Source organism: Mycolicibacter sinensis, assembly GCF_001673565.1.
Taxonomy (GTDB): Bacteria; Actinomycetota; Actinomycetes; order Mycobacteriales; family Mycobacteriaceae; genus Mycobacterium; species Mycobacterium sinense_C.
Genome location: NZ_LZMF01000017.1, coordinates 44104 through 67905, shown reverse-complemented (window position 1 = coordinate 67905; position 23802 = coordinate 44104). Strand labels below are relative to the sequence as shown.

The window sequence follows — 23802 nt, the reverse complement described above, 5'->3', positions numbered from 1 at the left end:
AACCGCTGATGCCGTTCCTATCCGCGATTGCGGTAAACGCTTCAGCCGATGATGCGGTCCGGACGGCTGTAGACGTTCATCGAAGCGCCCCGCAGAAACGCCACCAGGGTCAGTCCGCAGTCGGCGGCCAGGTCGACGGCCAGCGATGACGGGGCCGAGAGCGCAGCCAGGACCGGAATCCCGGCCATCACCGCCTTCTGGGTCAGCTCGAACGACGCCCGCCCGCTGACCAGCAGCACGGCCCCGGCCAGCGGCACTTGGCCGTTCTCGAGGGCCCACCCGATCACCTTGTCGACGGCGTTGTGCCGGCCGACGTCCTCGCGAACCACCCGCATGGTGCCGCCGTCGGTGAAGTCGAACAGCGCCGCGGCATGCAGACCGCCGGTGGTGGCGAAGACGTCCTGTGCGGCCCGCAGCTGATCCGGCATCGCGGTCAGTGCCGCCGCGGTGACGCGCACCGGGTCGTCGCCCGGGTCGTAGCGGCTGGCGAGCCGCACCGCTTCCAGTGAGGCTTTGCCGCAGATACCGCACGACGAGGTGGTGTAGAAGTTGCGGGTGACGTCCACCGCGGGCGCCGGAACGCCCGGCGCCAACGTCACGTCCAGCACGTTGTAGGTGTTCGTTCCGTCCGGCCGGCCGCAATATCGGGCGCTGAGCACGTCATCGCGACCCGAGATGATCCCCTCGGTGAGCAAAAAGCCCTGCGCCAGCTCGATATCCGATCCGGGCGTGCGCATCGTGACCGTGAGCGGCGTGCCGCCCAGCCGGATTTCCAGCGGTTCCTCGACCGCCAAGGTCTCGGACCGCTGGGTCGCGTCACCGGCGACAAGGTGGCTGACCCGCCGGCGCTGGGTTATCCGACTCATCGCTCCATCATCCCGGCTCGGGTTCTCACCGGCGCCGGGTTGCCGCCGAACCGCGCGTCGCTCGCGCACACCGGGACTACGCTGCAGGGATGGTTCAGCGAAAATTCCTGGAGTGGCCGGTAATCCGGCAACTGCGCACCGGTGACCTGCTCGGCCGCGGGCCGGCCGTCACCTCCGAACGCACCCGTGCCATCGCGCCGCGAACCGCGACCGCCGACCGGGTGGTGCAAAGCGTCTGCCCGTACTGCGCGGTCGGCTGCGGGCAGCGCGTCTACGTCAAAGACGAGAAGGTCGTGCAGATCGAGGGCGATCCGGACTCGCCGATCTCGCGGGGGCGGCTGTGTCCCAAGGGCGCCGCGAGCGAGCAGCTGGTCAACTCCCCCGGCCGCCAGATCAGCGTGCTGTACCGGGCGCCGCGTGCCACGCAGTGGCAGCCGCTGGAGCTGAACACCGCCATCGACATGGTGGCCGAGAGGTTCATCGCCTCGCGGCGCAACACCTGGCAGGACCACGACGCCGACGGCCGGCCGCTGCGGCGCACCATGGGGATCGCTTCGCTGGGCGGCGCCACGCTGGACAACGAAGAGAACTACGTCATCAAGAAGCTCCTCACCGCCGCCGGCGCGATACAGATCGACAACCAAGCTCGTATTTGACACTCCGCCACGGTTCCCGGTCTGGGAGCCTCCTTCGGTCGCGGTGGCGCGACGCAAAGCCTGCAAGACATGGCGAATGCCGACTGCATCGTCATCCAGGGCTCCAACATGGCCGAGTGCCATCCGGTGGGTTTCCAGTGGGTGGAGGAGGCGCGGGCCCGCGGCGCGGTGGTGATCCACGTCGACCCGCGGTTCACCCGAACCTCGGCGGTGTGCGACAAGCACGTCCCGATCCGGGCCGGCTCGGATGTGGTGCTGCTGGGCGCGCTGATCAACCACGTGCTCACCCACGACCTGTGGTTCCGTGAGTACGTGCTCGCCTACACCAACGCCGCGACGCTGGTCAGTGAGGACTTCCGCGACACCGAGGATTTGGGCGGGCTGTTCTCCGGCTTCGATCCCAAGACCGGCCAGTACGACCCGTCGAGTTGGGCATACCAGAGCCGCGAGGCCGGCGACAACGACATCGGCTCGCCCGGCGGCGGCCATGAGCACGGCACCAGCGCATCGGCGCGCGCGGTCGGCGAGACGTTCGGCAGCGGCGGCCCGGCACTCGAACACCATCGAGTGCAGCGCGACGAAACTTTGCAGCATCCGCGCACGGTCTTCCAGATCCTCAAGCGGCACTACGCGCGCTATACCCCCGAGATGGTCCGGGAGGTCTGCGGCATCGACCCCGAGACGTTCGGCTACCTGGCCCACGCGGTCACGGCCAACTCGGGGCGCGAGCGCACCACCTGTTTCGCCTACGCGGTGGGCTGGACGCAGCACACCCTGGGCGCCCAGTACATCCGCACCGCGGCGATCCTGCAGCTGCTGCTGGGCAACGTCGGCCGGCCGGGTGGCGGGATCATGGCGCTGCGCGGGCACGCCAGCATTCAGGGCTCCACCGATATCCCGACGCTCTACGACATGTTGCCCGGTTATCTGCCGATGCCCAAGGCCGGGCGCGACGACACCCTGCGCCAGTACCTGGACCGGGTCGGGTCCAAGAGCCAGAAGGGATTCTGGGCCAACGCCGACGCGTATCTGGTCAGCCTGCTCAAGGCGTGGTGGGGCGATGCGGCGACCGCCGACAACGACTGGGCTTATCACTACCTGCCCCGCCTGACCGGACCACACGGCACCTATCAGGCCGTGACCGGAATGCTCGCCGACGAAGTGGAGGGCTACTTCCTGCTCGGTCAGAACCCGGCTGTCGGCTCGGCCAACGGCCGCCAGCAGCGGATGGGAATGTCGCACCTGAAGTGGCTGGTGGTGCGCGACCTCAACCTGATCGAGTCGGCCACCTGGTGGAAGGACGGCCCCGAGATCGCCTCCGGGGAGCTGCGTACCGAAGACATCGAGACCGAGGTGTTCTTTCTGCCGGCCGCCAGCCACGTCGAGAAAGCCGGGACGTTCACCCAGACTCAGCGGCTGCTGCAATGGCGCCACCAGGCGGTCGCCCCGCCGGGGGACTGCATCAGCGAGTTGCAGTTCTTTATCGAGTTGGGCAACCGGATTCGCGCCAAGCTGGCCGGGTCGACCGATCCGCGGGATCGGCCGCTGCTGGATCTGGTCTGGGATTACCCGGTCGATGACCACGGTGACCCCGATCCGGAGTCCGTGCTGGCCGAAATCAACGGCCGTGGCGCGGACGGCATTCCGCTGTCGTCCTACACCGAGCTGCGTGCCGACGGCTCCACTGCTGCCGGTTGCTGGATCTACACCGGGGTGTACGCCGACGGCGCCAACCAGGCCGCCCGCCGCGCTCCGGGGGGCGGGCCGAGTCGCAGTCAGTCGCAGTGGGGTTGGGCCTGGCCGGCCGACCGGAGGATCCTGTACAACCGCGCGTCGGCCGACCCCGATGGGGTTCCGTGGAGTGAACGCAAACGCTATGTCTGGTGGGATGCCGAGTCGGGCCGCTGGACCGGCGACGATGTTCCCGACTTCGTCATCGACCGCGCTCCGGGTGCGCGGCCCGACCCGGCGTTGGGCGGGCCCGACGCATTGGCCGGCGACGACCCGTTCGTGATGCAGTCCGACGGCAAGGGCTGGCTGTTCGCGCCGAAGGGTGTGGTGGACGGGCCGCTGCCGACCCATTACGAGCCGCAGGAGTCCCCGATCGCCAATGCGGTGTATCGCCAACAGCGCAATCCCGCGCGAATCACGTTCCCCCGCAAGGATAATCTGTCTGCTCCGAGCGCCGGCGAGCCGGGCGCCGACGTCTACCCGTACGTGTTCACCACCTACCGGCTTACCGAGCACCACACCGCCGGCGGGATGAGCCGCTGGCTGCCGTATCTGGCCGAGCTGCAGCCGGAGATGTTCTGCGAGGTCTCCCCCGCGCTGGCCGCCGAGCGAGGTCTGGAGAACTACGGCTGGGCCACCATCATCTCGCCGCGGGCGGCGATCGAGGCGCGGGTGCTGGTGACCGACCGGATGACGCCGCTGATCGTGGGCGGGCATACCGTGCACCAGATCGGGCTGCCGTACCACTGGGGAGTCGGCGGTGACGCGGTGGTCAGCGGCGATGCCGCCAACGATCTGCTCGGGGTGACCTTGGACCCCAACGTGCAGATCCAGGAATCCAAGGCCGGTTCCTGTGACATCCGGCCGGGCCGGCGGCCACACGGCGAGGAACTGCTGCGCCTGATCGCCGAGTACCAAAGCCGTTCCGGCGCAACGCCGGAGACCGGCAACACCGATATCGACCCGGAAAGGCGGGGCTGATGGGCCAACTGTCCGGACCTTCCGACCCTGCCGCCGACGCCCGGTGGTCGCCGCAGCATCCGCGCAAGGGGTTCCTCACCGACACCTCGATCTGCATCGGCTGCAAGGCTTGTGAGGTGGCCTGCAAGGAGTGGAACCACAACCCGGCCGACGGCGAGCTGGAGCTGCTCGGGTCGTCCTATGACAACACCGGCGCGCTGGGCGCCAACACCTGGCGGCACGTCGCGTTCATCGAACAGGGCCGCGACGCCATCGACGAGGCACGCGAGTCCGGCCGCCAGCTGATCAGCCTCGGCATGCCGAAAATGCCGGGCGCGCAGGTGGATACCGCACCTCCCGATACGGATCAGTTCCGTTGGCTGATGGCCTCCGACGTGTGTAAGCACTGCACGCACGCGGGGTGTCTGGACGTCTGCCCCACCGGTGCGCTGTTCCGCACCGAGTTTGGCACCGTCGTGGTGCAGGACGACGTCTGCAACGGCTGCGGCAACTGTGTGCCGGCCTGCCCGTTCGGGGTGATCGAGCGCCGCACCGACGGCACCGCGGCGCCGAAGTCTGCTCGCGGCGCCGAGCCGGTGCCCAAGGCAGGGGTCGCCCAGAAGTGCACGCTCTGCTACGACCGGCTCGTCGACGGGCAGATCCCGGCATGCGCCAAGACCTGCCCGACCGAATCGATCAAGTTCGGCGACCACGACGATCTCGTCGCCGAAGGCCGGGAGCGGGTGGCCCGACTACACGCGCAGGGCCGCACCGAAGCCCGGCTCTACGGCGCCAATGAACACGACGGAGTCGGCGGCACCGGATCGGTCTTCCTGCTGCTCGACGAGCCGGAGGTCTACGGCCTGCCCCCGGACCCGCGGGTGGGCACCGCGGACCTGCCGGCGATGTTCAAACGGTCGGCCGTGGCTGCGGCCGGGATGCTGGCCGCCGCCGCCGTGGCGTTCCTGGGACGCTCGTGAGCACGGCACCGAGCGGTTCGCGGCGTAGCGGCGGCAGACGCCGGCGACGGGGCGGCGGTGACGGTGGCCGCGAGATGCCGATGGTGCCCGACGCGCAGTTCACCTCCTACTACGGGCGCCCGGTGGTCAAGCCCGCGCCGTGGTCGCATGAGATCGCCGCCTACCTGTTCCTCGGCGGCCTGGCCGGCGGCTCGGGTCTGCTGGCTGCCGGTGCCCAGCTCACCGGCCGAAAGGTGTTGCGCCGCAACTCCCGGCTGGCGGCGCTGGTGGCGATCGTGTTGAGCGCGGCGGCGCTGATCAGCGACCTCGGTCGCCCGGAGCGCTTCGTCAACATGCTGCGCACCATCAAGCTGACCTCACCGATGAGCCTGGGCTCCTGGATCCTGTCGGGGTTCGGTGCGGGCGCCGGGGTGGCGGCCGTCGCCGAGGTCGACCGGATGACCGGTGAGCGGCTGCCACTGGGCCCGCTGCGCGGCGTGCTGCGCGCCGTCGAGGGCCCGGCCGGGCTGGAGGCCGCCGTGTTCGCCGCGCCGCTGGCCGTCTACACCGCGGCGTTGCTGGGCGACACCGCCACCCCGACCTGGCACGGCGCGCACCGCGACCTGCCGTTCGTGTTCGTCAGCTCGGCGAGCCTGGCTTCCGGGGGGCTGGCGATGCTGACCACGCCGGTCGGCGAGGCCGGCCCGGCGCGCCGGCTGGCGGTGCTGGGGGTGCTCGGTGATGTGATCGCCACCCGCGCGATGGAGCACCGGATGGACCCGATCGCCGCCGAACCGCTGCATCAGGGCCGGGCGGGGGTGATGCTGCGCGCCAGCGAACGGCTGGCTGTGGCCGGCGGTATCGGGACGCTGCTGGGCGGGCGGAACCGGGCGGTGGCGGCGTTGTCGGGGCTGGCGCTGCTTGCCGCGTCTGCGCTGACCCGGTTCGGGGTGTTCGAGGCCGGGATGGAATCGGCGAAGGACCCGCGCTACACCATCGAGCCGCAGAAGCGCCGACTGGCGGAACGCCGGGCCGCGGGCATCACCGGAGATTCGATCACCACGGCGGGCTGAGCGGACTTCAGTCCTTCAGTTTCTCCAGCGCCGATCCCTTGTGCATGGCGATGTGATCGGTCTTGTCGCTTTTGATCTCGTACTGCGGCTCATCGGTGCTCGCGCGTCGGGTATGGCCTTTGTATTCGGTGTCTTTGGTGTGGACCTTGGTGATCTTGCCGGTCACATGCCCGGCCTCGGAGTTCCATCGCACGTGATCGCCGACTTTGAACTTGCTCATCGCACCTCGATTCCGCTTCCCGTCACGGTATGCCCGATCACCGGATACCCGGGAAGCTCCCCGACAACCAGCAGGCCGCCGGACGTCTGGGCGTCGGCCAGCAGCAGCAGCTCGTCCTCACTGATTCCGGGGCCGGGGCGCAGGTGCGGACGCACCCAGTCCAGGTTGCGCCGGCTGCCGCCGGAGACGTAGCCGTCACACAACGCCGCGCGGGCGTCCTCGATGACCGGCACCGCCGCATGGTTGATCACCGCGCCCACGCCCGAGGCCCGACACATCTTGTGGAGGTGACCCAGCAGTCCGAAGCCGGTGACGTCGGTGGCCGCTCGGACACCGTGCGACAACGCGGCGTGCGCGGCGTCGCGGTTCAGCTCGGTCATCACCGACACCGCCTCGGCACACACCTCGCCGGTGCGCTTGTGGCGGTTGTTGAGCAGCCCCACCCCGATCGGTTTGGTCAACGTCAGCGGTAACCCGGGCGCCGCGGCATCGTTGCGCAGCAACCGGTTCGGATCGGCCACCCCGGTGACCGCCATGCCGTACTTGGGCTCCGGGTCGTCGATGGAGTGCCCGCCGATCACCGGGCAGCCCGCCTGCTGCGCCACCGCCAGTCCGCCGCGCAACACCTCGGTCATCAGCTCGAGGGGAAGCGCCTCTCGCGGCCACCCGACCAGGTTGATCGCGACCACCGGGGTTCCGCCCATCGCGTAGATGTCCGAGAGCGCGTTGGCGGCGGCGATCCGGCCCCAGTCGTAGGCATCGTCGACGACGGGGGTGAAGAAGTCCGCCGTCGAGAGCACCGCGAGGTCGTCACGCACCAGCACGGCGGCCGCGTCGTCGCCGTCGTCGAGACCTACCAGGACGCGGTCGTGCGCCTGCCCGGTCAGGCCGCGCACCGCGTCCTCCAGTTCGCCGGGCGGGATCTTGCAGGCGCAGCCGCCGCCATGTGCGTAGCCGGTCAGCCGGACGACATCTGGATTCATCCGTTCAGTGTCCCTTGACGCAGCACCAGGCAGGTGAGGGCGTCGGAAAGCGATACCGCATGCGATATCCAATTCGAAAGGACCCACATGGTCCGCCACGGGACGCCCGAGACGGATGTGACTTACCGCGCGTGGGCGGCTCAGCCGATAGGTTGATCCCCGGAGGCGTTTGGGTCCTGGTGGGCTCCCCGGTCTTCAAAACCGGTGAGGCCGAGTAGCTCGGCCTGGCGGGTTCGATTCCCGTCCGCCTCCGCCAGCCGACAGGAGGCGCAGTGAGCCAGCTCGATCCGCGTCGCGCCATTCCGCGCACCGACGCGCTGCTGGCGCTGCCCGAAGTCCTTGCAGCACGCACCCGGCTGGGCGACCACGCCGTCCGCGCCCTGGTGCGCGACGCCCAGGACCGGGCGCGGCGCGGCGATCTTGATCCTGAGCAGGTGAAAGCCTCGTTGCTAGAGCAGCTTTCGCACAGTTCGGCAACCAGCCTGCGGCCGGTGCTCAACGCCACCGGCGTAGTGGTACACACCAACCTCGGTCGCGCCCCGCTATCGAAGGCGGCCGTCGATGCGCTGGTGGCGGCCAGCGGCTATGTGGACGTCGAACTCGACCTGACTACCGGCGCCCGGTCCAAGCGTGGTGTCGCCACCCGGGCCGCGCTGCTGACCGCCTGCCCGGCCGCCGAGGACGCGCTGGTGGCCAACAACGGTGCCGCCGCCCTGGTGCTGGCCACCACCGCGCTGGCCGCCGGCAAAGAGGTAGTGGTCAGCCGGGGTGAGCTGATCGAGATCGGGGCCGGCTTCCGGCTGCCGGACCTGATCGCCTCGACCGGCGCGACGCTGCGCGAAGTGGGCACCACCAACCGCACCCACCTGCGCGACTACGCCGAAGCCCTCGGACCGCAAACCGGCTGCATCCTCAAGGTCCATCCCAGCAACTTCGTCGTGCACGGCTTCACCACCGCCGTCGGACTGCGCGAATTACGGCCGCTGGCAAACGAACACGGCGTCCCACTGGTGGCCGACCTGGGCAGCGGCCTGTTGGCGCCCGACCCGCTGTTGCCCGACGAGCCGGACGCTGCCACCGCACTTTCCGACGGCGCCGATGTCGTCACCGCCAGCGGCGACAAGCTGCTCGGCGGCCCACAAGCCGGTCTGATGCTGGGCCGCGCCGAGATCATCACCTGGCTGGCGCGGCACCCACTGGCTCGTGCCGTCCGCGCCGACAAACTCACCCTGGCCGCACTGGAGGCCACCGTCGCCGGCGCGGCTGCCCCGGTGATCCAAGCGCTGCACGCCGACCCGGATCACTTGCGCGCCCGGGCTGAACGGTTGGCTGCCGCGGTGGGAGCGACCGTGGTCGCCCACGACGGCCGGGTCGGTGGCGGCGGCGCCCCCGGGGTGCCGCTACCGGGTTGGGCGGTCCGGCTGCCCGAGGCCACCGCCGCCGCGCTGCGCGCCGGCGAACCCGCGGTACTGCCCCGGGTACACGACGGCGCCTGCCTGCTCGATCTGCGCTGTGTGCCCGAAGCCGACGATGAGCGGCTGCTGGCCGCGGTGCGCACCGCCCTCGACCGGATCGGCTGAGCGTGTTCCGACCATGTTTGTAGTCGCCACGGCCGGCCACGTCGATCACGGCAAATCCACCCTGGTGCGCGCACTCACCGGCATGGAGCCCGATCGCTGGGCCGAGGAGCGCCGCCGCGGGCTCACCATCGACCTGGGGTTCGCCTGGACCAGGCTGCCGTCCGGTCGTCAGGTGGCTTTCGTCGACGTGCCGGGCCACGAACGGTTTCTGCCCAACACGCTGGCCGGGCTCGGGCCCGCGCCGGTGGTGTGCTTCGTGGTCGCCGCCGACGCGGGCTGGTGTGCGCAGTCCGATGATCACCGCGACGCGGTTGCCGCCCTGGGTGTTTCGCACGGCCTGGTGGTGCTCACCCGCGCCGATCGGGCCACCGCGCAACGTGTCGATGAAGTCTCGGAGCAAGCCCGAATCGAACTGGCCCGAACCGGCCTGCGCGACGCCCCGGTCGTCGCCGTGTCGGCGGTCGAGGGCACCGGGCTGGACGAGCTGCGCACCGCCCTCGACGACGTACTGGCCGGCGTGCCGGCGCCTCGAGCCGACGAGCGGGTGCGCCTGTGGGTGGATCGGGCATTTCCGGTCAGCGGGTCCGGGACGGTCGTGACCGGCACGCTGACTTCCGGCACGCTGACACGTGGCGACCATCTGGACCTGCTCGCCGGGGAACGACCGACGCCGGTCGCCATCCGCGGTCTGCAGTGCTGCGGTGAACCGATGACCAGTGTTGCGCCCACGGCCCGGGTCGCGGTCAACCTGCGCGGCATCGCCGTCGATGCGGTCCATCGCGGTGCCGCGCTGACCACGCCGGACAGTTGGCACAGCACCGGGATCATCGACGTGCGGCGCAGCACCGGAGCTGGGCTGGACACGGCGCCGGAGCAGCTCACGGTGCACATCGGAACCGCGGCGGTACCAGCGAGATTGCGGTGTTTCGACAACGACCATGCCCGGCTCACCCTGCAGCGCCCGCTGCCACTGATCCCCGGCGACCGACTGCTGCTCCGCAGCCACGGCAGCCGCCGGATCCTGGGCGGGGCGCTGGTGCTTGACGCCGACCCGCCCGCCCTGCACCGGCGCGGCGACGCGGGCCGGCGGTCCGCCGCGCTGGCCGAGCTGGATCTGACTGATCACACCGGCCGGACGCACGCCGAGGTGGTTCGGCGCGGCGCGGTCACCCGACAACGATTGCACATCCTGGGCTGCGACTGCCCCACGGTGCCCGCCGGCGTCCGGGTGATCGGCGACTGGTGGGTGCATGCCCCCACTTACGACGCCTGGCGGGAGCGCCTGCAGAACGAAGTGCGCGAACTGCGGCAGCGAGATCCGTTGGCCGCCGGACTGTCGCGGGGTGCAGCCGTTGACGTGTTGGCCCTCCCCGATCCGGTCCTGCTCGACGACGTCGTCGGCAGCGCCGGCCTGGAGCAGCACAACGGGCTGATCCGGCTGCCCGGCCCGCCCGGCGATCTGGGCCCGGCCGACGCCGCGATCGCCGCGCTCGAATCGCGGTTGGCCGCCGATCCGTTCCTGGCACCGGAAGCCGACGATCTGGCCGCCCTGCACCTGGGCAGCCGTGAGCTGGCGGCGGCCGAACGGGTCGGGCGGCTGTTGCGGCTCACCGAGAGCCTGGTGCTGCTGCCGACCGCGCCCGCCCTGGCGATGCGTGAGCTTGCTCGGTTGGATCAGCCGTTCACTGCCAGCCAAGCCCGACAAGCGCTGCACACCACCCGGCGGGTGATGATCCCGCTACTGGAGTACCTCGACGCTCGCGGCTGGACCCGGCGGATCGATGCGATCCAACGCGAAGTGGTGCGCCGATAAATCAGATGCGGTTTTCTGGCACCATGATCGGCACCTCTCGGCTGCGCGCCCCGCTGTGGACGATCCTGCAGACCGCGCTGGCCGCCGGCCTGGCCTGGTATTTGACCCGCGACGCGCTCGGCCACACCGCACCATTCTTCGCGCCGATCGCGGCAGCGGTGTGCATGTGGGCGACCAACGTGGTCCGCGCACAGCTCGCGATCGAGATGGTGGTCGGGGTGGGGTTGGGTATCGGCTTGGGCAGCGGTGTACACCACGCGCTCGGTACCGGGCCGTTCGCGATGTCCGTGGTCGTACTGGTCTCGCTGTCCGCGGCGTTGCTCATCGGGCGGGGCTTTCTGCTCCACCGTCCGATGTTCGTCAACCAGACCGTCATCTCGGCGATCCTGGTCCTGGCGTTCCCGCACGGGGGCATCGGAACGGAGCGGCTTTTCGACGCGCTGATCGGCGGTGGAGTGGCGGCGACCTTCAGCATCGTGGTCTTCCCCAGAAATCCGCTGGCTGTGCTGCGCGAGGCCCGGGTCGAGGTATTGGCGGCGCTACGGACCATCCTGTCCCAGACATGTTGCCACACCGGCGATTCAGACTGGATGCTTGCAGCCGCGGCGCAGCTGCACCACCGCCTCGCCCGCCTGACCGAAGCCCGTAGCACCGCCGAACAATTGGCGCGGATCTGCCCACTTCGCTGGTCGCTGCGCGACGCGACCCGCGCGGCCGATCGCCAGGCCGCACAATTGTCCCTGCTAGCCACCTCCGTGGTTCAGCTGGCGCGCACCGTCACCGGGACCGACAAGCCCCCCACCGAACCGGTCCGCGCCGCGATCGGCGAACTCGCCGACGCAGCGTCGGCCCTCGCCGGCGACGAGCCCGCTCCCGCTGCAGCCCACGCGGCGTCGGCGCGCGGTCACTGGGTGGCGCAGCCCGGTACTGCGGCCCCGCTGGCTGCCGCCCTCGACACCTGCGTGGACGAACTGGACCGGGTCATCGTTCTCGCGCCGCGCTGACACCCTGTTCGACCCGCTCACCGCGGCACCGACGGTAACCCGCCCCGCAAACACGAAATGCCCCGGCGAACCGGGGCATTCGTGCGTGCTGTTGTGGTCGGTTACGCGTCCGGCGTCAGCAAGCCGAGGTCGAGCGCGCTGTACAGACCGGCGGCTGCCAGGTCGGCGTCAGGCGTGATCACGTCGACGTCGGAGTAGTCGGCCGGCGCGAACCACGACGCCGCCCACGACATGTCGAAGTTGCCGAACGGCGTCTTGAGGAAGTCGACGGCGGCAGTGTCGTCACCGGCGGCGTCGTAGTAGAGGTTGGTGAAGCCGAAGCCCAGCTGGTTCTGGGCGTAGACGTCTCCATCCTCCGTGACGAACACGTTGTTGATCCCGGCGCCGAACAGCGACTCCGTGAGGTAGTTGGTGCCAACCAGCGTGTCGCCCTCACTGGGAACGAAGGTGGCATCCAGCTTCCAGGTCTGCGAGAACGGATCCTTGTCGACGAGCAACTGCGCGTCGTCGGTGCCGTACACCGGCGTCCAGGTCAGGTTCTCCGGAATGTCCTTGCCATACGCCAGGTTCAGCGCGCTGTACAGTCCGGCGTTCTCCAGCGCCTTGTCCGGCGAGGCCTCGTGCAGCTTTGTGACGTCTTCCGGGGTGAACAGCCACGCCATCGAGGACATGTTGATGTTTCCGAACGGCGTCTTCAGGATGTCGACGACGTCCTTGCCGTCACCCTCGGCGTCGTAGTACAGGTTGGTGAATCCCAGACCCAACTGATTCTGGTTGTAGACGTCCTTGGTGGCCTCGTCGATAAACAGGGTGTTGAGCCCACCGGTCGACGGCGTGAGGTACGTGGTCCCTACCAGCGTGGTGTCGTCGTTCACGAAAGTGGACCCGACGGCCCAGGTGTTGGTGAACGAGTTCGCCTGCTGCAGGACCTCCGCGGTGTCGGTCTGGTAGACCGGCGTCCACGTCGGCGCCGGCGTTTCGGCCGTGTCGGCGTTGGCAGTCCCGGCCGCCAGGAACGCCGCTGCCGCAGCGCCACCTACCGCCACACCCAGTGCACGGAACTTCATGACATTCTCCCTTGTTCGAAACCGTCATCCTTTTTCTTTTGACGGTAGCGTAACTGTAGGGCTGTCCCGATCTGACGTCAAGTTTTCTCACAGGTTTTTTTTGGGAACGAACCGATTCTCTTGATCCCGGAGCTGCGGTCGAGTACCTTGAACCAATTTGATGGGACCGTACGTCTCGGTAAATCACCGGGACCTTTCGATAAGGAACCGCCGTGTCCAACCGCCGCTCCCCCTGGATGACCGACGACCTCGACGCGCTGCGCGAGCTGGCTCGCGCCTTCTGCGAAAAGGAGATCGCCCCCAACATCGAGAAGTTCATCGGCCAGCACCAGGTCGACCGCGACCTGTGGAACAAAGCCGGCGAGCTGGGGTTGCTGTGCCTCTCAATTCCTGAGGAGTACGGCGGGGGCGGTGGCACGTTCGCCCACGAAGCGGTGCTGATGGAGGAGCAGGCGCGCGTCTGCGACACCGCCTGGGGTGTCAGCGTGCACAGCACCATCGTCGCCCACTACCTGCTGGCCTACGGGACCGAGGAACAGAAGAAGACCTGGCTGCCGAAGATGGCCAGCGGCGAGGTCGTCGGCGCTATCGCTATGACCGAGCCGGGCACCGGCTCGGACTTGCAGAACGTCAAGGCCCGCGCCACCCGCGACGGCGACGAGTACGTGGTCAACGGCTCCAAGACGTTCATCACCAATGGCCAGCAGGCGGATCTGATCATCACGGTGGTCAAGACCGACACCGCCGAAGGCGCCGGCGGCATCTCCCTGGTGCTGGTCGAGGCGGACCGCGCGGGTTTCCGGCGCGGCCGGTCGCTGGACAAGATCGGCCAGCGCGGCCAGGACACCTCCGAACTGTTCTACGACGACGTCCGGATCCCGGTCTCCAACCTGCTCGGCACCGTGGAGGGCCAGGGGTTCATCCAGCTCATGCAACAACTTCCCCAGGAACGGCTGGTCATCGCGGTCGGCTCGGTGGCCGGGATGGAGACCGCGCTGGAGCACACGCTGCGTTACACCAAGGAACGTCAGGCTTTTGGGCGGCCGATCTTCGGGTTTCAGAACACCAAGTTCAAGCTCGCCGAGGTGGCCACCGAGGCCAAGATCGCCCGGGTGTTCATCGACGACTGCATCGAACAGCACATCCGCGGCGAACTCGACATCCCCACCGTGGCAATGGCCAAGTGGTGGACCACCGACCGTGCCATGCACGTCGCCGACGAGTGCCTGCAACTGTTCGGCGGGTACGGCTACATGACCGAGTACCCGATCTCACGAATGTGGACCGACCAGCGAGTCCAGAAGATCTACGCCGGCACCAACGAGATCATGAAGGAGATCATCGCGCGCGCCCTGTGAAAGCCGCGGCGCCCCAAGGGCAGTTCCTCAGGACCGTTGCAGGGCCTCGATCACCGCGGTCAGCTCCTCGTCCGGGTCCAGGGTCACCCCGATCGAGCGGGCCGCGCCGTCGAGGATGAACCAGATGATGTCGGTCAGTGTTTCGGCCATCTGAGTGCGGGACCGGGTCGGCGGGGACTCCGACAACCAACTCGCCAGTGTCGCATCGACCATGGTGACGACCACGAACGGCACCGACTCGAATACCTCGCCGCCCACCCCGATGGCTTCGGCGAGCGAAGAGATGACGTCCGCCCCCCGCAGCGCGATGCGGCGCTTGAGCTCTTCGGTGGCGTCCTGCGAACCTTCCAAAGCCGGTCCGCGACGGGTGAATTCGTTCAGCGATTGGTGGTCGACCATCCAGTCGGCCACCGCCAGCAGCGAGCGGTTGAGGATCTCCCGCAGCGAACCGCTGGAGACGTCGAGCTTGGCGTCGAGCACCGCGGCGAAGTCGTCGATCAGATACGAGCGGATCCGGCGCTCCAATTCGTCTTTGCCGCTGAACTGTCGATAGACCACCGACTTGGCGACACCGGCGCGTTTGGCGATGGCCTGCACCGAGATATCCGCGCCGGCGGGGCTGTCCTCGATCACCTGCACCGCCGCCTGCAGGATCTGCGTGCGGCGTTCGGCGTTGTGCTGCTGCCAGCGCGCCTCATAGCCGCTCAGCGCGGCGGGCGTCGTGGCCGATGGCATGGGGATGAGCGTACCGGCGGCCAGGCGGGTAGCCGCGGGATCTTCGCCGGGTGAATTGACCCTCGCTGGGCCGGCTGCCAGAGTTGTCGATGACTGACCTGAGAGGGGTTGCGGTGTTTGTCGATCCGGCGATGCTGAAAGCAGGGGCGTCGGATTCTCACAGTGCTGCACAGCATGCCCAGGCCGGGGCAGCGTCACTGGGTCAGAACGCCGTCGCTACCGGCATTTTCGGGAGCTTCGGAGCCGCCGACGTCTTCCACCAGGCGCTCTCGGCCAGCCACTCCGAGCACATCACCACCCTCAACGACCACCACCGGACGCTGGCCGATCTCGCCGACAAAGCCCACCTGGCCCGGCGCGGATTCACCGACATGGACCAGGCCAACGCAGCCGAACTTCGCGCGGTGCGGTGCAACTCCAGCACATAAACCTGACGCTGCTGATCGAAGCGGCCGGCGGCGACCCATGGCAGGTCAACAACACCCTGCAAAGCGGTAACCCGGCCGTCGTCGACGAGCTGGCGCAGGCATTCCACGACGCCGGGTCATGCACCGCCGAGTCCAGTGCGGCGTTCGCCCAAGCCCGCCAACGCTTTCACGCGGCCTGGAACCGAGAGAACGGCGAACACCCGATCAACGACTCCGCCGAAGTCCAGCGCGCCACCACCACCTTGCATCTCCAGCAGACCCAGCTGGCCGCAATCGGCACCGATCTGGAAACCATCGCCGCCGCGCTGGCCGAGGCCCAGAAGGCGGCGGCCGCGAAGATCAACGCGCTGCAGATCCAGCTCCAAGACATCGACAATCGCATCGGCATGTACCAGCAGGCGCAGCTCGACACCTCCGAACTGGAGCAGATCGCGATCGACGACACCGCCGGGATCCTGCATCAACTCGAAAAGCTCCGCGACGACTACGCCGCGGTCCTACAAGACGCCACCAGCAAACTGCTCTCCGATGGCTACGACCCGGCAGCGCTGCACGGCTACGACGGCGACGGGCAACCCACCCAAGACCAGCAGGCCGATCAGGCTGCCGGGATTTACGGCACCACCCAACGTGATCGCGACCAGGAGTTGGTGAACAGCCCCGGCGAGATGACACCCGAGAAAACTGCCGCCGCCGCGCGGTTGCGTGACTATGCCACCGCCACGGATCCGGCCGCCGATCCTCAGGCTCGACGCCTGGCCGGTGACCGCCTCGAGGACTGCCGCATGGCCCACTTTCTCGGCCCGCTGCCGGTGGACCCGGTGCTGGGTGGCGATGCGCGAAGCAACGCCGCCAACCGGCTGGACCTACAACGCTGCCTGGAATCCGGGGCGCTGCACCCCGACCTTTCACCAATGACACCGGACCAAGCCACCCGAGCCCTCGACGACGCCGAAGCGGCTGCCCGTGCGTTTGCTCTCAACAGCTTCGCCGACCGCCTCCGCAATAGCGGCGTCTCCTCCGGAGGTGTCCAACAGGCCATAACCGCCATCAAGAACGGGACACCGCCCAGGGAGTTCTTCAACCAGCTTTCGAATGCAACTTCCGCTGTGGGCGGAGGCTTGGAGACGTACGGCGTAACGGCTTCCCCGGTGCGTCACGGCTTCGACCCCAGCGCATTCACCAAAGCCGATGCCGAAGCTCTGACGAAATTCGGCAAACATCTGGGCGGCGCGGGTACCGCACTGGATATCGTTTTGACCGGCAAGGACATCAACAACGGCACCGTCTCGCCCGGGCGGGGCCTTGCAGAATTGGGTGGTCGTACGGCGGGTGGTGCAGCAGGTGCGTGGGGCGCCGGGCTATTGATGTCTTTTGTGGTCGCCCCGGAGATTGCTGTGCCCGTCGTCGTGGCTGGAGGGGTGATCGGAGGATCATCGGTGGGCCAATGGCTTGTCGATAAGGGCTTGGGGTACTGACATGGGGAACGGGTTTCTCGTAGCGGCCGGCCTGTGCGTCGCGGTGGCAATCAGCTTGGCGTGGCTGAATCTATCGCTCCAACTGCAGCGTCGCATCTACTGGTGTTGCACGCTCCTCGCATCCATGTTCTCCTTTCTATCGGCCTACCCGAACTTGCAGTTGGGCCTAGGACTCGTCGCTTTTACATTTTTCGCAATGACAGCCCTGGCATTTCGCTGGACTCCGTACATTCGGGTCAACGGTAGGATCTACGCGCTCCGCGCCAACGATGTGAATGCCGAAGCGGAGAACCCGTCCGGCCCGCGGAAAGGCAACAGTCGGAGGCTCAGCCTCGAAGAATGGCTCGCGACCGCGCGCGGAGTGTGGTGGTTTGTTGCGGCAATATGGTTGGTCTTCGACGCTTCCATCGCGGGTTCGCTCGTCCACGGTGGCCCGGTATTGAACGACGGACACGATCGAATAATGTTCGCGTCCATCCTCATATTCCTCTTTTTATTCGGCGTCGCCCTGGGATTCATTGAGGCGGTAAACGAATACCCCCTGGCGCAACGACAAACCCTGCAGTTCGTCATCGCGACGATCTCGTCGGCCGGCCTGTTCGCCGTGCTCTACCTGACGTCCTACTACCTGACGGCGCTAACCAGGGGAAGCAGCAGCGGCGGTTAGCCGCACTTCACACCAGCGGCCGGCCCGTCCGCATCCGCCACCGCATGTCGGCCATCAGAGCGTTGAACGGGAAACGCCGCAGCGGCCCCGGCGTCACGTTGTTGACGATCCGCAGCAGTGCGATCAGGGCGTCGAACTGTCGCTGCTTGTCGGCATCCCACGACAGCCGCATCTCGTCGCGGAACCGTTGCGGCAGAAAGCCGGTCGTAATGAACAGCATCGGCCCTTCGACCAGCTTGTGCAGCGGGCCGGGCAGCGTCACCCCGCGCATCCGGACCGCGGCGATGCGATACAAGTAATCGCGGACCGGGCCGTCGATGTGGATGTTGGTGTTCAACTGGTCCTGCCAGTACTTATCGAACGCCTCCCGGTCCGCCGGCCACATCTCCTCTTTCATCTGCAATGCGGTGCCGAAGACCTTGGCCTCTTGGTAGTGGCGGTCGGCCGCCTCGTCGTCCATCTCGCCGTAGAACATCCGGTAGAGGTCGACCGAGCCTTTGTACAAACACGCCGCCACCCACAGCTGCAGTTCCGGGTCGAAGGCGTTGTACTTGACCGGGCTGCCCTTGCTGGAGCGGACCTGCCGATGGGACCCGTCGACCGCTTTGGTGAACGCCTGCCGTTCGGCCGCACTGCCCAGCGCCACCACCGCCAGATAGCCGATCGTGGTACGGGCCCGCTTGAACGGGTGCAGATCCGCGCGGCCGCTGTCGACCTTGCTCTCCAGCACCCCGTAGCCCACGCCCGGGCGTGCCAACTGCATGATCACGTTGGCCGAGCCGGCCATCAACGACAAGCCGAACATGCCGTCGGACATGTCCACGCCGTGTCGCTGCTGGGGGGCGCGCCGGCGGGTCGGGTCCGGCGGCGCGCTGACCGGCCGCTCCACCTGCTCAAGCCCTGCGCCTGTCGTCATCGCCACCACCCCATTTCTGAGAACGCTTGTTTCCTGATATTGGTCCGCATTCGGCCTCGGTGTCAAGATGGTGGGCATGGTCTCCACGAACGTCTCGGGGGCGCGCCCGTACGGCGGTATCGACGCCGCCGACCGGCTCGCGTCGCGCCGCGCCAAACTTCTCGAGGCCGGACTCGACCTACTCGGCGCCGACGTTCCGCAGGCCGCCGAGTTGACCGTGCGGGGCATCTGCCGGCAGGCCGGCCTGACCGCCCGCTACTTCTACGAAAGCTTCGCCGACAAGGACGAATTCGTCAGCGCGGTCTTCGATACCGTGATCGCCGACCTGGCCGCGAAGACCCAGGCGGTCGTACAGTCGGCGCCGCCCGACCAGCAGACCCGGGCCGGCATCGCCAACATCGTGCGAACGATCGCCGGCGACGCCCGGATCGGGCGGCTGCTGTTCGGCGTGCACCTGAGCAACGCGGTCGTCGTACGCAAGCGGGTGGAATCCACTGCGCTGCTGGCGATGCTGTCGGGTCAGCACGCCGGCACCGCGCTGCGCCTGCCCGAAAACGACCGGATCAAGGCGGCCGGTCACTTCGTCGTCGGCGGGGTGGCCCAGACGATCAGCGCCTGGCTGGCCGGTGAAGTGCGGTTCAAACCGGAACGGTTGATCGAGCAGTTGGCCGCACTGCTGGACAAACTCGGCGATCCGGGGCTGTATCGGGACTAAGTGGCGGCCGGAACCCGCCGGTCGGCTTCGGTCTTCGGCGTGACGTGCTCGGAGTCTGCGGTGAATTCCTTCGTCCAGCAGGCAAACTCCAATGTGATCCCGTCCGGGTCGAGGAAGTAGAACGACCGCACGTAGACGCCGGGATGCAGGGTTGCGCTGACCTGAAAGTCGGACGTGTCGTGGTTGAGCACGGGGCCGACCCGCACACCCTTGTCCTTCAGCCGCTGTCGATAGGCGTCGAACTTCTCGGCCGGCACGTGGAACGCCAGGTGGTTCATGGTGCTCACCGCGCTGGTGATCTCTCCGACGCCCGGGATGGCGGCCGGCGACGAGATACCGGGGACGCGGTCGGGAGCGTCGGCGAACCAGAAGAACGCCACGCAGTCGCCGTTGCCGGCATCGAAGAAGAAGTGCTGCCCCATCCCGCCGGGCAGGTCGAGGGACTTGACCAGCGGCATGCCGAGCACGTTGCTGTAAAAGTCGACCGTGCGCGCCATGTCGGCGCAGACCAGCGCGACGTGGTTGATACCGCTGATCTCGAACTCGGTGTTGACCCCGTGCGGTTTGATCATGGCGACTCCTCTGGTCAAGACCCGGATCTGAATCTAACATCAGATTCAGTTGCGATCCAGGCCCCGCCTCGACAGAAATCGGTGATCAGTGTCCACCCTTTCCGAGCAACCCGCCCGCCGCGAACCGTTGCCCACCCAGCGTGGCCGGCGCACCCAGGCCGCAATCGACGCGGCTGCGCGCACCGTGATCGCCCGTAAAGGGGTGCTGGCCACCACCATCGCCGATATCGCGGCCGAAGCCGGCCGGTCGGCGGCGTCGTTCTACAACTACTACGACTCCAAAGAGGCCATGGTCCGGGAGTGGGCCCTGCGCTTTCGCGACGAGGCCGGCGAGCGGGCATCCGGCGCGGTGCGCCACGGGCTGTCCAACCGGGAGCGGATCGAGCAGGCCGCCGCCGCGCACTGGTACACCTACCGCAACCGGCTGGCCGAGATGGTCGGGGTCTCCCAGCTGGCGATGGTCAACGATGACTTCGCCCGGTACTGGGCGGAGATCTGCGCGGTGCCAGCAACTTTCATCACCGAGATGGTGAAGCGCGCCCAAGCCGACGGCTACTGTGCCGATGACGACCCGGAACTGCTCGCGGTGGCGATCGTGTCGATGCTCAACCAGTTCTGCTATGTCCAACTGGCCACAGCGCGTCCAGCGGGATCCGAGTCAGACCTGGACGACGAAGCGTGCATCCGCACCTTGGCCAACGTCTTCTATCGGGCCATCTACGCCGAGCCGGTGGGCCAGCGGTGAGCTTGCGAGTCCTGGCGCACTTCGTCCCCGGCCCGAAGGTCAGCGATTTCGTTGCACCCGAGTCCGATTGGCTGGACATCCGGTGGTGCGGCGCGGACGACGACACCACCTTCCGCCGGGAACTGAGTGATGCCGAGGTGATCTGGCATGTGCTGCGGCCGCTGACCGGGGAGGAGCTGCGCAGCGCGCCCCGGCTGCAGCTGGTGCACAAGTTCGGCGTCGGGATCAACACCATCGACGTCGACGCCGCCACCCAATGCGGTATCGCGGTAGCCAACATGCCCGGCGCCAACGCGGCCTCGGTGGCCGAGGGCACCGTCCTGCTGATGCTGGCCGTGTTGCGCCGGTTGCTGGCGCTGGACCGCTCGACCCGGCAGGGCCGCGGCTGGCCCACCGATCCCGCTCTGGGCGAGCACTGCCGCGACATCGGCGGCTGCACCGTCGGTTTGGTCGGCTACGGCAGCATCGCCCAACGGGTGGCCGGGATGGTGAGCGCGATGGGCGCCCGCGTGCTGCACACCAGCACCGGCGACGATGGCCGGCCCGGCTGGCGGCCGCTGCCGGATCTGCTGGCCGAAGCCGATGTCGTATCACTGCATGTGCCGCTCACCGAAGCGACCGAGGGACTGATCGACCGCGCCGGCCTGCAGCAGATGAAGCGGGAGGCGGTGTTGATCAACACCTCCCGCGGCCAAGTCGTCGACGAACCCGCCCTGGCCGAGGCCCTGGCCGGCGGACGGCTGGCCGGCGCGGGACTCGACGTGTTCGCCGTCGAACCGGTCGGTGCCGACAACCCGTTGCTCGGCCTGGACAACGTGGTGCTGACCCCGCATGTCAGCTGGTACACCGCCGACACCATGCAGCGGTATCTGTCTGCGGCCGTCGACAACTGCCGCCGACTGCGCGACGGCCAACCCCTGACCCATGTCGTCAACCAACCGTCTGGTTGTTAGTTTGGCCACAGGCACAACCCGAAAGGCACATCATGGCGATAGCGATCACCTCTGAGCATCAGGACCTGGCCGATTCCGTGCGGTCCCTGCTGACCCGGGCGGTGCCGTCCGAGATGCTGCACGCGGCGATGGACTCCCCGATCGAGAACCCGCCGCCGTACTGGCGGGCCGCCGCCGAGCAGGGCCTGGCGGGCGTGCACCTGGCCGAGCAGGCCGGCGGGCAGGGTTTCGGCATTCTGGAGCTGGCGGTAGTGCTGGCCGAGTTCGGCTACGGCGCGGTTCCGGGCCCGTTCGTGCCGTCGGCGATCGCCAGCGCCCTGATCGCCGCCCACGACCCGGCCGCCCCCGAGTTGGCCGGCCTGGCCACCGGCGAGGTCATCGCCACCTACACGCTCAGCCCGGGTTTGACCGCCACCGCCCACGGTGACGGATTGGTGATTCGCGGTGAGGCCCGCGCCGTCGCGGCGGCCGCCGAGGCATCGTTGCTGGTTCTGCCCGTGGCGATCGACAGCGGTGCGGCATGGGTGGTGCTGGCCGCCGACCAACTCGAGATCGAGCCGGTGACCAGCGTGGACCCGCTGCGTCCGATCGCCCACGTGCGGGCCAACGGCGTCGAGGTCGCCCGGGCGGCCGTCTTGAACAACCTGAGCCAGGTGCGGGCCCAGGCCCTGATCTCCACCCTGCTGTCCGCGGAAGCGGTCGGCGTGGCCCGCTGGGCCACCGACACCGCCGCCGAGTACGCCAAGATCCGCGAGCAGTTCGGCCGGCCGATCGGCCAGTTCCAGGCCATCAAGCACAAGTGCGCCGAGATGATCGCCACCACCGAGCGGGCCACCGCCGCGGTCTGGGACGCCGCCCGGGCGATCGACGAGGCCGACCAAAACGGCTGGGACGAGGCCGCGAGTTCAACGGTGCAATTCGCCACGGCCGTGGCGGCCTCCCTGGCCCCGGAGGCAGCGCAACACTGCACCCAGGACTGCATCCAGGTGCACGGCGGGATCGGCTTCACCTGGGAGCACGACGCGGGCGTCTATTACCGGCGGGCACTGATCCTGGCCGCCTCGTTCGGCCGCCGCGCCGACTATCCCCAGCAGGTCTTGGACACCGCCACCGCCGGTGGCATGCGCAAGATCGACATCGACCTGGATCCGGAAACCGAGAAGCTGCGCACCGAGATCCGCGCCGAGGTGGCCGCGCTCAAGGCCCTGCCGCGCGAGGACCGCACCGTGGCGATCGCCGAGGGTGGCTGGGTGCTGCCCTACCTGCCGAAGCCGTGGGGACGGGCCGCCGAACCGATCGAGCAGATCATCATCGAGCAGGAGTTCGCCGCCGGGCGGGTGCGCCGCCAGGGCATGGGCATCGCGGCGTGGCTCATCCCGTCGATCGTGGCGTTCGGCACCGACGAGCAGAAGCAGCGCTTCCTGCCGCCCACCTTCCGTGGGGAAATGGTGTGGTGCCAACTGTTTTCCGAGCCCGGCGCGGGTTCGGACCTGGCCAGCCTGACCACCAAGGCCACCAAGGTGGACGGCGGCTGGCGGATCAGCGGGCAGAAGATCTGGACGTCGGCCGCGCAGTTCTCTGCCTGGGGTGCCCTGCTGGCCCGGACCGACTCCTCGGTTCCCAAACACGATGGCATCACCTACTTCCTGCTGGACATGAAGAGCGAAGGGGTGACCATCAGTCCGCTGCGTGAACTCTCCGGCGGGGCGATGTTCAACACGGTGTTCATCGACGACGTGTTCGTCCCGGACGAGCTGGTGCTCGGCGAGGTGAACCGGGGCTGGGAGGTCAGCCGCAACACGCTGACGGCCGAGCGGGTCTCGATCGGCGGCTCGGAGATGCCGTTCCTGGCCAGCCTCGACGGGTTCGTGGAGTTCATGCGCGACGGCCAGTTCGATCAGGGCGAGCACCGCCGGGCCGGCGAATTGATCGCCGAGGGCCACGCCGCCAAGCTGCTCAATCTGCGCTCGACCCTGCTGACGCTGGCCGGACGCGACCCGATGCCGGCGGCGGCGGTGTCCAAGCTGCTGTCGATGCGCACCACCCAGGGGTACGCCGAGTTCGCGGTGGGCACCTTCGGCGGCGACGCCGCGATCGGCGACAGCGACCAGCTGCCCGGCAAGTGGGCCGAGTATCTGTTGATGAGCCGTGCCACAACCATTTACGGCGGCACGTCGGAGGTTCAGCTCAACATCATCGCCGAGCGGCTGCTGGGGCTGCCCCGCGACCCGTAGTTCCGCGAGCAGTCGTGAAAGCCCCCAAATCTACTGGAATTTGGGGGCTTTCACGTCTGCTCGGCGCAAGGGGATTGCGCTGCTAGCAT

The 23802-nt window shown here is 68.2% G+C and carries 21 protein-coding genes and 1 tRNA gene; 15 read left to right on the top strand and 7 right to left on the bottom strand.

Annotated features, from left to right (window positions below):
* Window positions 1–41 precede the first annotated feature (41 nt).
* Window positions 42–866, bottom strand: coding sequence for a formate dehydrogenase accessory sulfurtransferase FdhD (gene fdhD, locus A5648_RS02895; RefSeq protein ID WP_065023108.1), 825 nt, complete (start codon window positions 864–866; stop codon window positions 42–44).
* A gap of 89 nt (window positions 867–955) precedes the next feature.
* Between fdhD and fdh the strand changes: the two genes are divergently transcribed.
* From fdh to nrfD, 3 genes are read left to right on the top strand one after another with little or no spacing between them, the layout of a single operon-like run.
* Window positions 956–4234 (top strand): formate dehydrogenase, encoded by a 3279-nt coding sequence (fdh, locus tag A5648_RS02885; protein ID WP_082966300.1) that lies wholly within the window; start codon window positions 956–958, stop codon window positions 4232–4234.
* Window positions 4234–5193: a 4Fe-4S dicluster domain-containing protein gene (locus A5648_RS02880; RefSeq protein ID WP_065023105.1), complete on the top strand. Its 960-nt coding sequence runs from the start codon at window positions 4234–4236 to the stop codon at window positions 5191–5193. Before fdh ends, A5648_RS02880 begins: the two co-directional genes overlap by 1 nt.
* Window positions 5190–6245, top strand: a complete 1056-nt coding sequence (gene nrfD, locus A5648_RS02875; protein ID WP_065023104.1) for an NrfD/PsrC family molybdoenzyme membrane anchor subunit — start codon at window positions 5190–5192, stop codon at window positions 6243–6245. The genes A5648_RS02880 and nrfD overlap by 4 nt, the downstream gene beginning before the upstream one ends.
* A 7-nt stretch (window positions 6246–6252) precedes the next feature.
* Here the strand turns inward: nrfD and A5648_RS02870 are convergent, their stop codons facing one another.
* Together A5648_RS02870 and selD are read right to left on the bottom strand one after the other, a co-directional pair.
* The gene (locus A5648_RS02870) at window positions 6253–6465 is read right to left on the bottom strand and encodes a DUF2945 domain-containing protein (protein ID WP_065023103.1); all 213 of its coding nucleotides are present in this window, start codon (window positions 6463–6465) and stop codon (window positions 6253–6255) included.
* Entirely contained in the window at window positions 6462–7448 is a 987-nt protein-coding gene (selD, locus tag A5648_RS02865) for a selenide, water dikinase SelD (protein ID WP_065023102.1), read from the bottom strand. The genes A5648_RS02870 and selD overlap by 4 nt, the downstream gene beginning before the upstream one ends.
* Before the next feature lie 161 nt (window positions 7449–7609).
* Here selD and A5648_RS02860 point away from each other — a divergent pair.
* The 4 genes from A5648_RS02860 to A5648_RS02845 all read left to right on the top strand — a co-directional run bounded on the left by A5648_RS02860 (window position 7610) and on the right by A5648_RS02845 (window position 11845).
* A tRNA-Sec gene (locus tag A5648_RS02860) sits at window positions 7610–7704 on the top strand.
* A 16-nt stretch (window positions 7705–7720) separates the two neighbouring features.
* On the top strand, window positions 7721–9028 hold the full coding sequence (gene selA, locus A5648_RS02855; RefSeq protein WP_065023101.1) for an L-seryl-tRNA(Sec) selenium transferase: 1308 nt from the start codon (window positions 7721–7723) through the stop codon (window positions 9026–9028).
* Window positions 9029–9041: 13 nt separating this feature from the next.
* A complete protein-coding gene (selB, locus tag A5648_RS02850) occupies window positions 9042–10841 on the top strand; it encodes a selenocysteine-specific translation elongation factor (RefSeq protein ID WP_065023100.1) in 1800 nt (599 codons plus the stop codon).
* Between the two features lie 23 nt (window positions 10842–10864).
* Window positions 10865–11845, top strand: coding sequence for an FUSC family protein (locus A5648_RS02845; RefSeq protein ID WP_065023099.1), 981 nt, complete (start codon window positions 10865–10867; stop codon window positions 11843–11845).
* 101 nt (window positions 11846–11946) lie between these two features.
* Here A5648_RS02845 and A5648_RS02840 read toward each other — a convergent pair whose 3' ends face one another.
* The gene (locus A5648_RS02840) at window positions 11947–12912 is read right to left on the bottom strand and encodes a hypothetical protein (RefSeq protein WP_065023098.1); all 966 of its coding nucleotides are present in this window, start codon (window positions 12910–12912) and stop codon (window positions 11947–11949) included.
* A gap of 236 nt (window positions 12913–13148) precedes the next feature.
* On the opposite strand from A5648_RS02840, the gene A5648_RS02835 reads away from it, so the two are divergent.
* On the top strand, window positions 13149–14270 hold the full coding sequence (locus A5648_RS02835) for an acyl-CoA dehydrogenase family protein (RefSeq protein WP_065023097.1): 1122 nt from the start codon (window positions 13149–13151) through the stop codon (window positions 14268–14270).
* 27 nt (window positions 14271–14297) lie between these two features.
* Here the strand turns inward: A5648_RS02835 and A5648_RS02830 are convergent, their stop codons facing one another.
* Window positions 14298–15005, bottom strand: a complete 708-nt coding sequence (locus A5648_RS02830; protein WP_065023096.1) for a TetR/AcrR family transcriptional regulator — start codon at window positions 15003–15005, stop codon at window positions 14298–14300.
* 89 nt (window positions 15006–15094) lie between these two features.
* On the opposite strand from A5648_RS02830, the gene A5648_RS02825 reads away from it, so the two are divergent.
* The 3 genes from A5648_RS02825 to A5648_RS02815 all read left to right on the top strand — a co-directional run bounded on the left by A5648_RS02825 (window position 15095) and on the right by A5648_RS02815 (window position 17578).
* Window positions 15095–15433, top strand: a complete 339-nt coding sequence (locus A5648_RS02825) for a DUF2563 family protein (RefSeq protein WP_234787268.1) — start codon at window positions 15095–15097, stop codon at window positions 15431–15433.
* On the top strand, window positions 15415–16911 hold the full coding sequence (locus A5648_RS02820; protein WP_065023094.1) for a hypothetical protein: 1497 nt from the start codon (window positions 15415–15417) through the stop codon (window positions 16909–16911). Before A5648_RS02825 ends, A5648_RS02820 begins: the two co-directional genes overlap by 19 nt.
* A gap of 196 nt (window positions 16912–17107) precedes the next feature.
* Entirely contained in the window at window positions 17108–17578 is a 471-nt protein-coding gene (locus tag A5648_RS02815) for a hypothetical protein (RefSeq protein WP_131810510.1), read from the top strand.
* Between the two features lie 7 nt (window positions 17579–17585).
* Here the strand turns inward: A5648_RS02815 and A5648_RS02810 are convergent, their stop codons facing one another.
* Entirely contained in the window at window positions 17586–18494 is a 909-nt protein-coding gene (locus A5648_RS02810; RefSeq protein WP_065023136.1) for an oxygenase MpaB family protein, read from the bottom strand.
* Between the two features lie 67 nt (window positions 18495–18561).
* Between A5648_RS02810 and A5648_RS02805 the strand changes: the two genes are divergently transcribed.
* Window positions 18562–19209, top strand: a complete 648-nt coding sequence (locus tag A5648_RS02805) for a TetR/AcrR family transcriptional regulator (RefSeq protein WP_065023092.1) — start codon at window positions 18562–18564, stop codon at window positions 19207–19209.
* On the opposite strand, the gene A5648_RS02800 is transcribed toward A5648_RS02805, so the two are convergent.
* Window positions 19206–19781 (bottom strand): VOC family protein, encoded by a 576-nt coding sequence (locus A5648_RS02800; protein ID WP_065023091.1) that lies wholly within the window; start codon window positions 19779–19781, stop codon window positions 19206–19208. The genes A5648_RS02805 and A5648_RS02800 overlap by 4 nt on opposite strands.
* Before the next feature lie 88 nt (window positions 19782–19869).
* On the opposite strand from A5648_RS02800, the gene A5648_RS02795 reads away from it, so the two are divergent.
* Genes A5648_RS02795 through A5648_RS02785 form a run of 3 tightly spaced genes read left to right on the top strand, consistent with a single transcriptional unit; the run spans window position 19870 to window position 23713 of the window.
* The gene (locus tag A5648_RS02795; protein ID WP_065023090.1) at window positions 19870–20526 is read left to right on the top strand and encodes a TetR/AcrR family transcriptional regulator; all 657 of its coding nucleotides are present in this window, start codon (window positions 19870–19872) and stop codon (window positions 20524–20526) included.
* Window positions 20523–21479, top strand: a complete 957-nt coding sequence (locus A5648_RS02790; protein WP_234787267.1) for a 2-hydroxyacid dehydrogenase — start codon at window positions 20523–20525, stop codon at window positions 21477–21479. Before A5648_RS02795 ends, A5648_RS02790 begins: the two co-directional genes overlap by 4 nt.
* Window positions 21480–21511: 32 nt before the next feature.
* Window positions 21512–23713 carry an acyl-CoA dehydrogenase gene (locus A5648_RS02785; RefSeq protein WP_065023089.1) on the top strand — a complete coding sequence of 734 codons (2202 nt, stop codon included), beginning with the start codon at window positions 21512–21514 and terminating at the stop codon, window positions 23711–23713.
* The last annotated feature ends 89 nt before the right edge of the window (window positions 23714–23802 follow it).

Bases quoted from the DNA above. Each gene is read 5' to 3' on its own strand.
- A5648_RS02800 (WP_065023091.1), bottom strand. From the start codon at position 19,781: ATGATCAAACCGCACGGGGTCAACACCGAGTTCGAGATCAGCGGTATC.
- A5648_RS02870 (WP_065023103.1), bottom strand. From the start codon at position 6,465: ATGAGCAAGTTCAAAGTCGGCGATCACGTGCGATGGAACTCCGAGGCC.
- A5648_RS02825 (WP_234787268.1), top strand. From the start codon at position 15,095: ATGACTGACCTGAGAGGGGTTGCGGTGTTTGTCGATCCGGCGATGCTG.
- A5648_RS02815 (WP_131810510.1), top strand. From the start codon at position 17,108: ATGACAGCCCTGGCATTTCGCTGGACTCCGTACATTCGGGTCAACGGT.
- A5648_RS02880 (WP_065023105.1), top strand. From the start codon at position 4,234: ATGGGCCAACTGTCCGGACCTTCCGACCCTGCCGCCGACGCCCGGTGG.
- fdhD (WP_065023108.1), bottom strand. From the start codon at position 866: ATGAGTCGGATAACCCAGCGCCGGCGGGTCAGCCACCTTGTCGCCGGT.
- A5648_RS02840 (WP_065023098.1), bottom strand. From the start codon at position 12,912: ATGAAGTTCCGTGCACTGGGTGTGGCGGTAGGTGGCGCTGCGGCAGCG.
- A5648_RS02805 (WP_065023092.1), top strand. From the start codon at position 18,562: ATGGTGGGCATGGTCTCCACGAACGTCTCGGGGGCGCGCCCGTACGGC.
- A5648_RS02845 (WP_065023099.1), top strand. From the start codon at position 10,865: ATGATCGGCACCTCTCGGCTGCGCGCCCCGCTGTGGACGATCCTGCAG.
- selB (WP_065023100.1), top strand. From the start codon at position 9,042: ATGTTTGTAGTCGCCACGGCCGGCCACGTCGATCACGGCAAATCCACC.
- A5648_RS02835 (WP_065023097.1), top strand. From the start codon at position 13,149: ATGACCGACGACCTCGACGCGCTGCGCGAGCTGGCTCGCGCCTTCTGC.
- selD (WP_065023102.1), bottom strand. From the start codon at position 7,448: ATGAATCCAGATGTCGTCCGGCTGACCGGCTACGCACATGGCGGCGGC.
- A5648_RS02810 (WP_065023136.1), bottom strand. From the start codon at position 18,494: ATGACGACAGGCGCAGGGCTTGAGCAGGTGGAGCGGCCGGTCAGCGCG.
- A5648_RS02785 (WP_065023089.1), top strand. From the start codon at position 21,512: ATGGCGATAGCGATCACCTCTGAGCATCAGGACCTGGCCGATTCCGTG.
- A5648_RS02830 (WP_065023096.1), bottom strand. From the start codon at position 15,005: ATGCCATCGGCCACGACGCCCGCCGCGCTGAGCGGCTATGAGGCGCGC.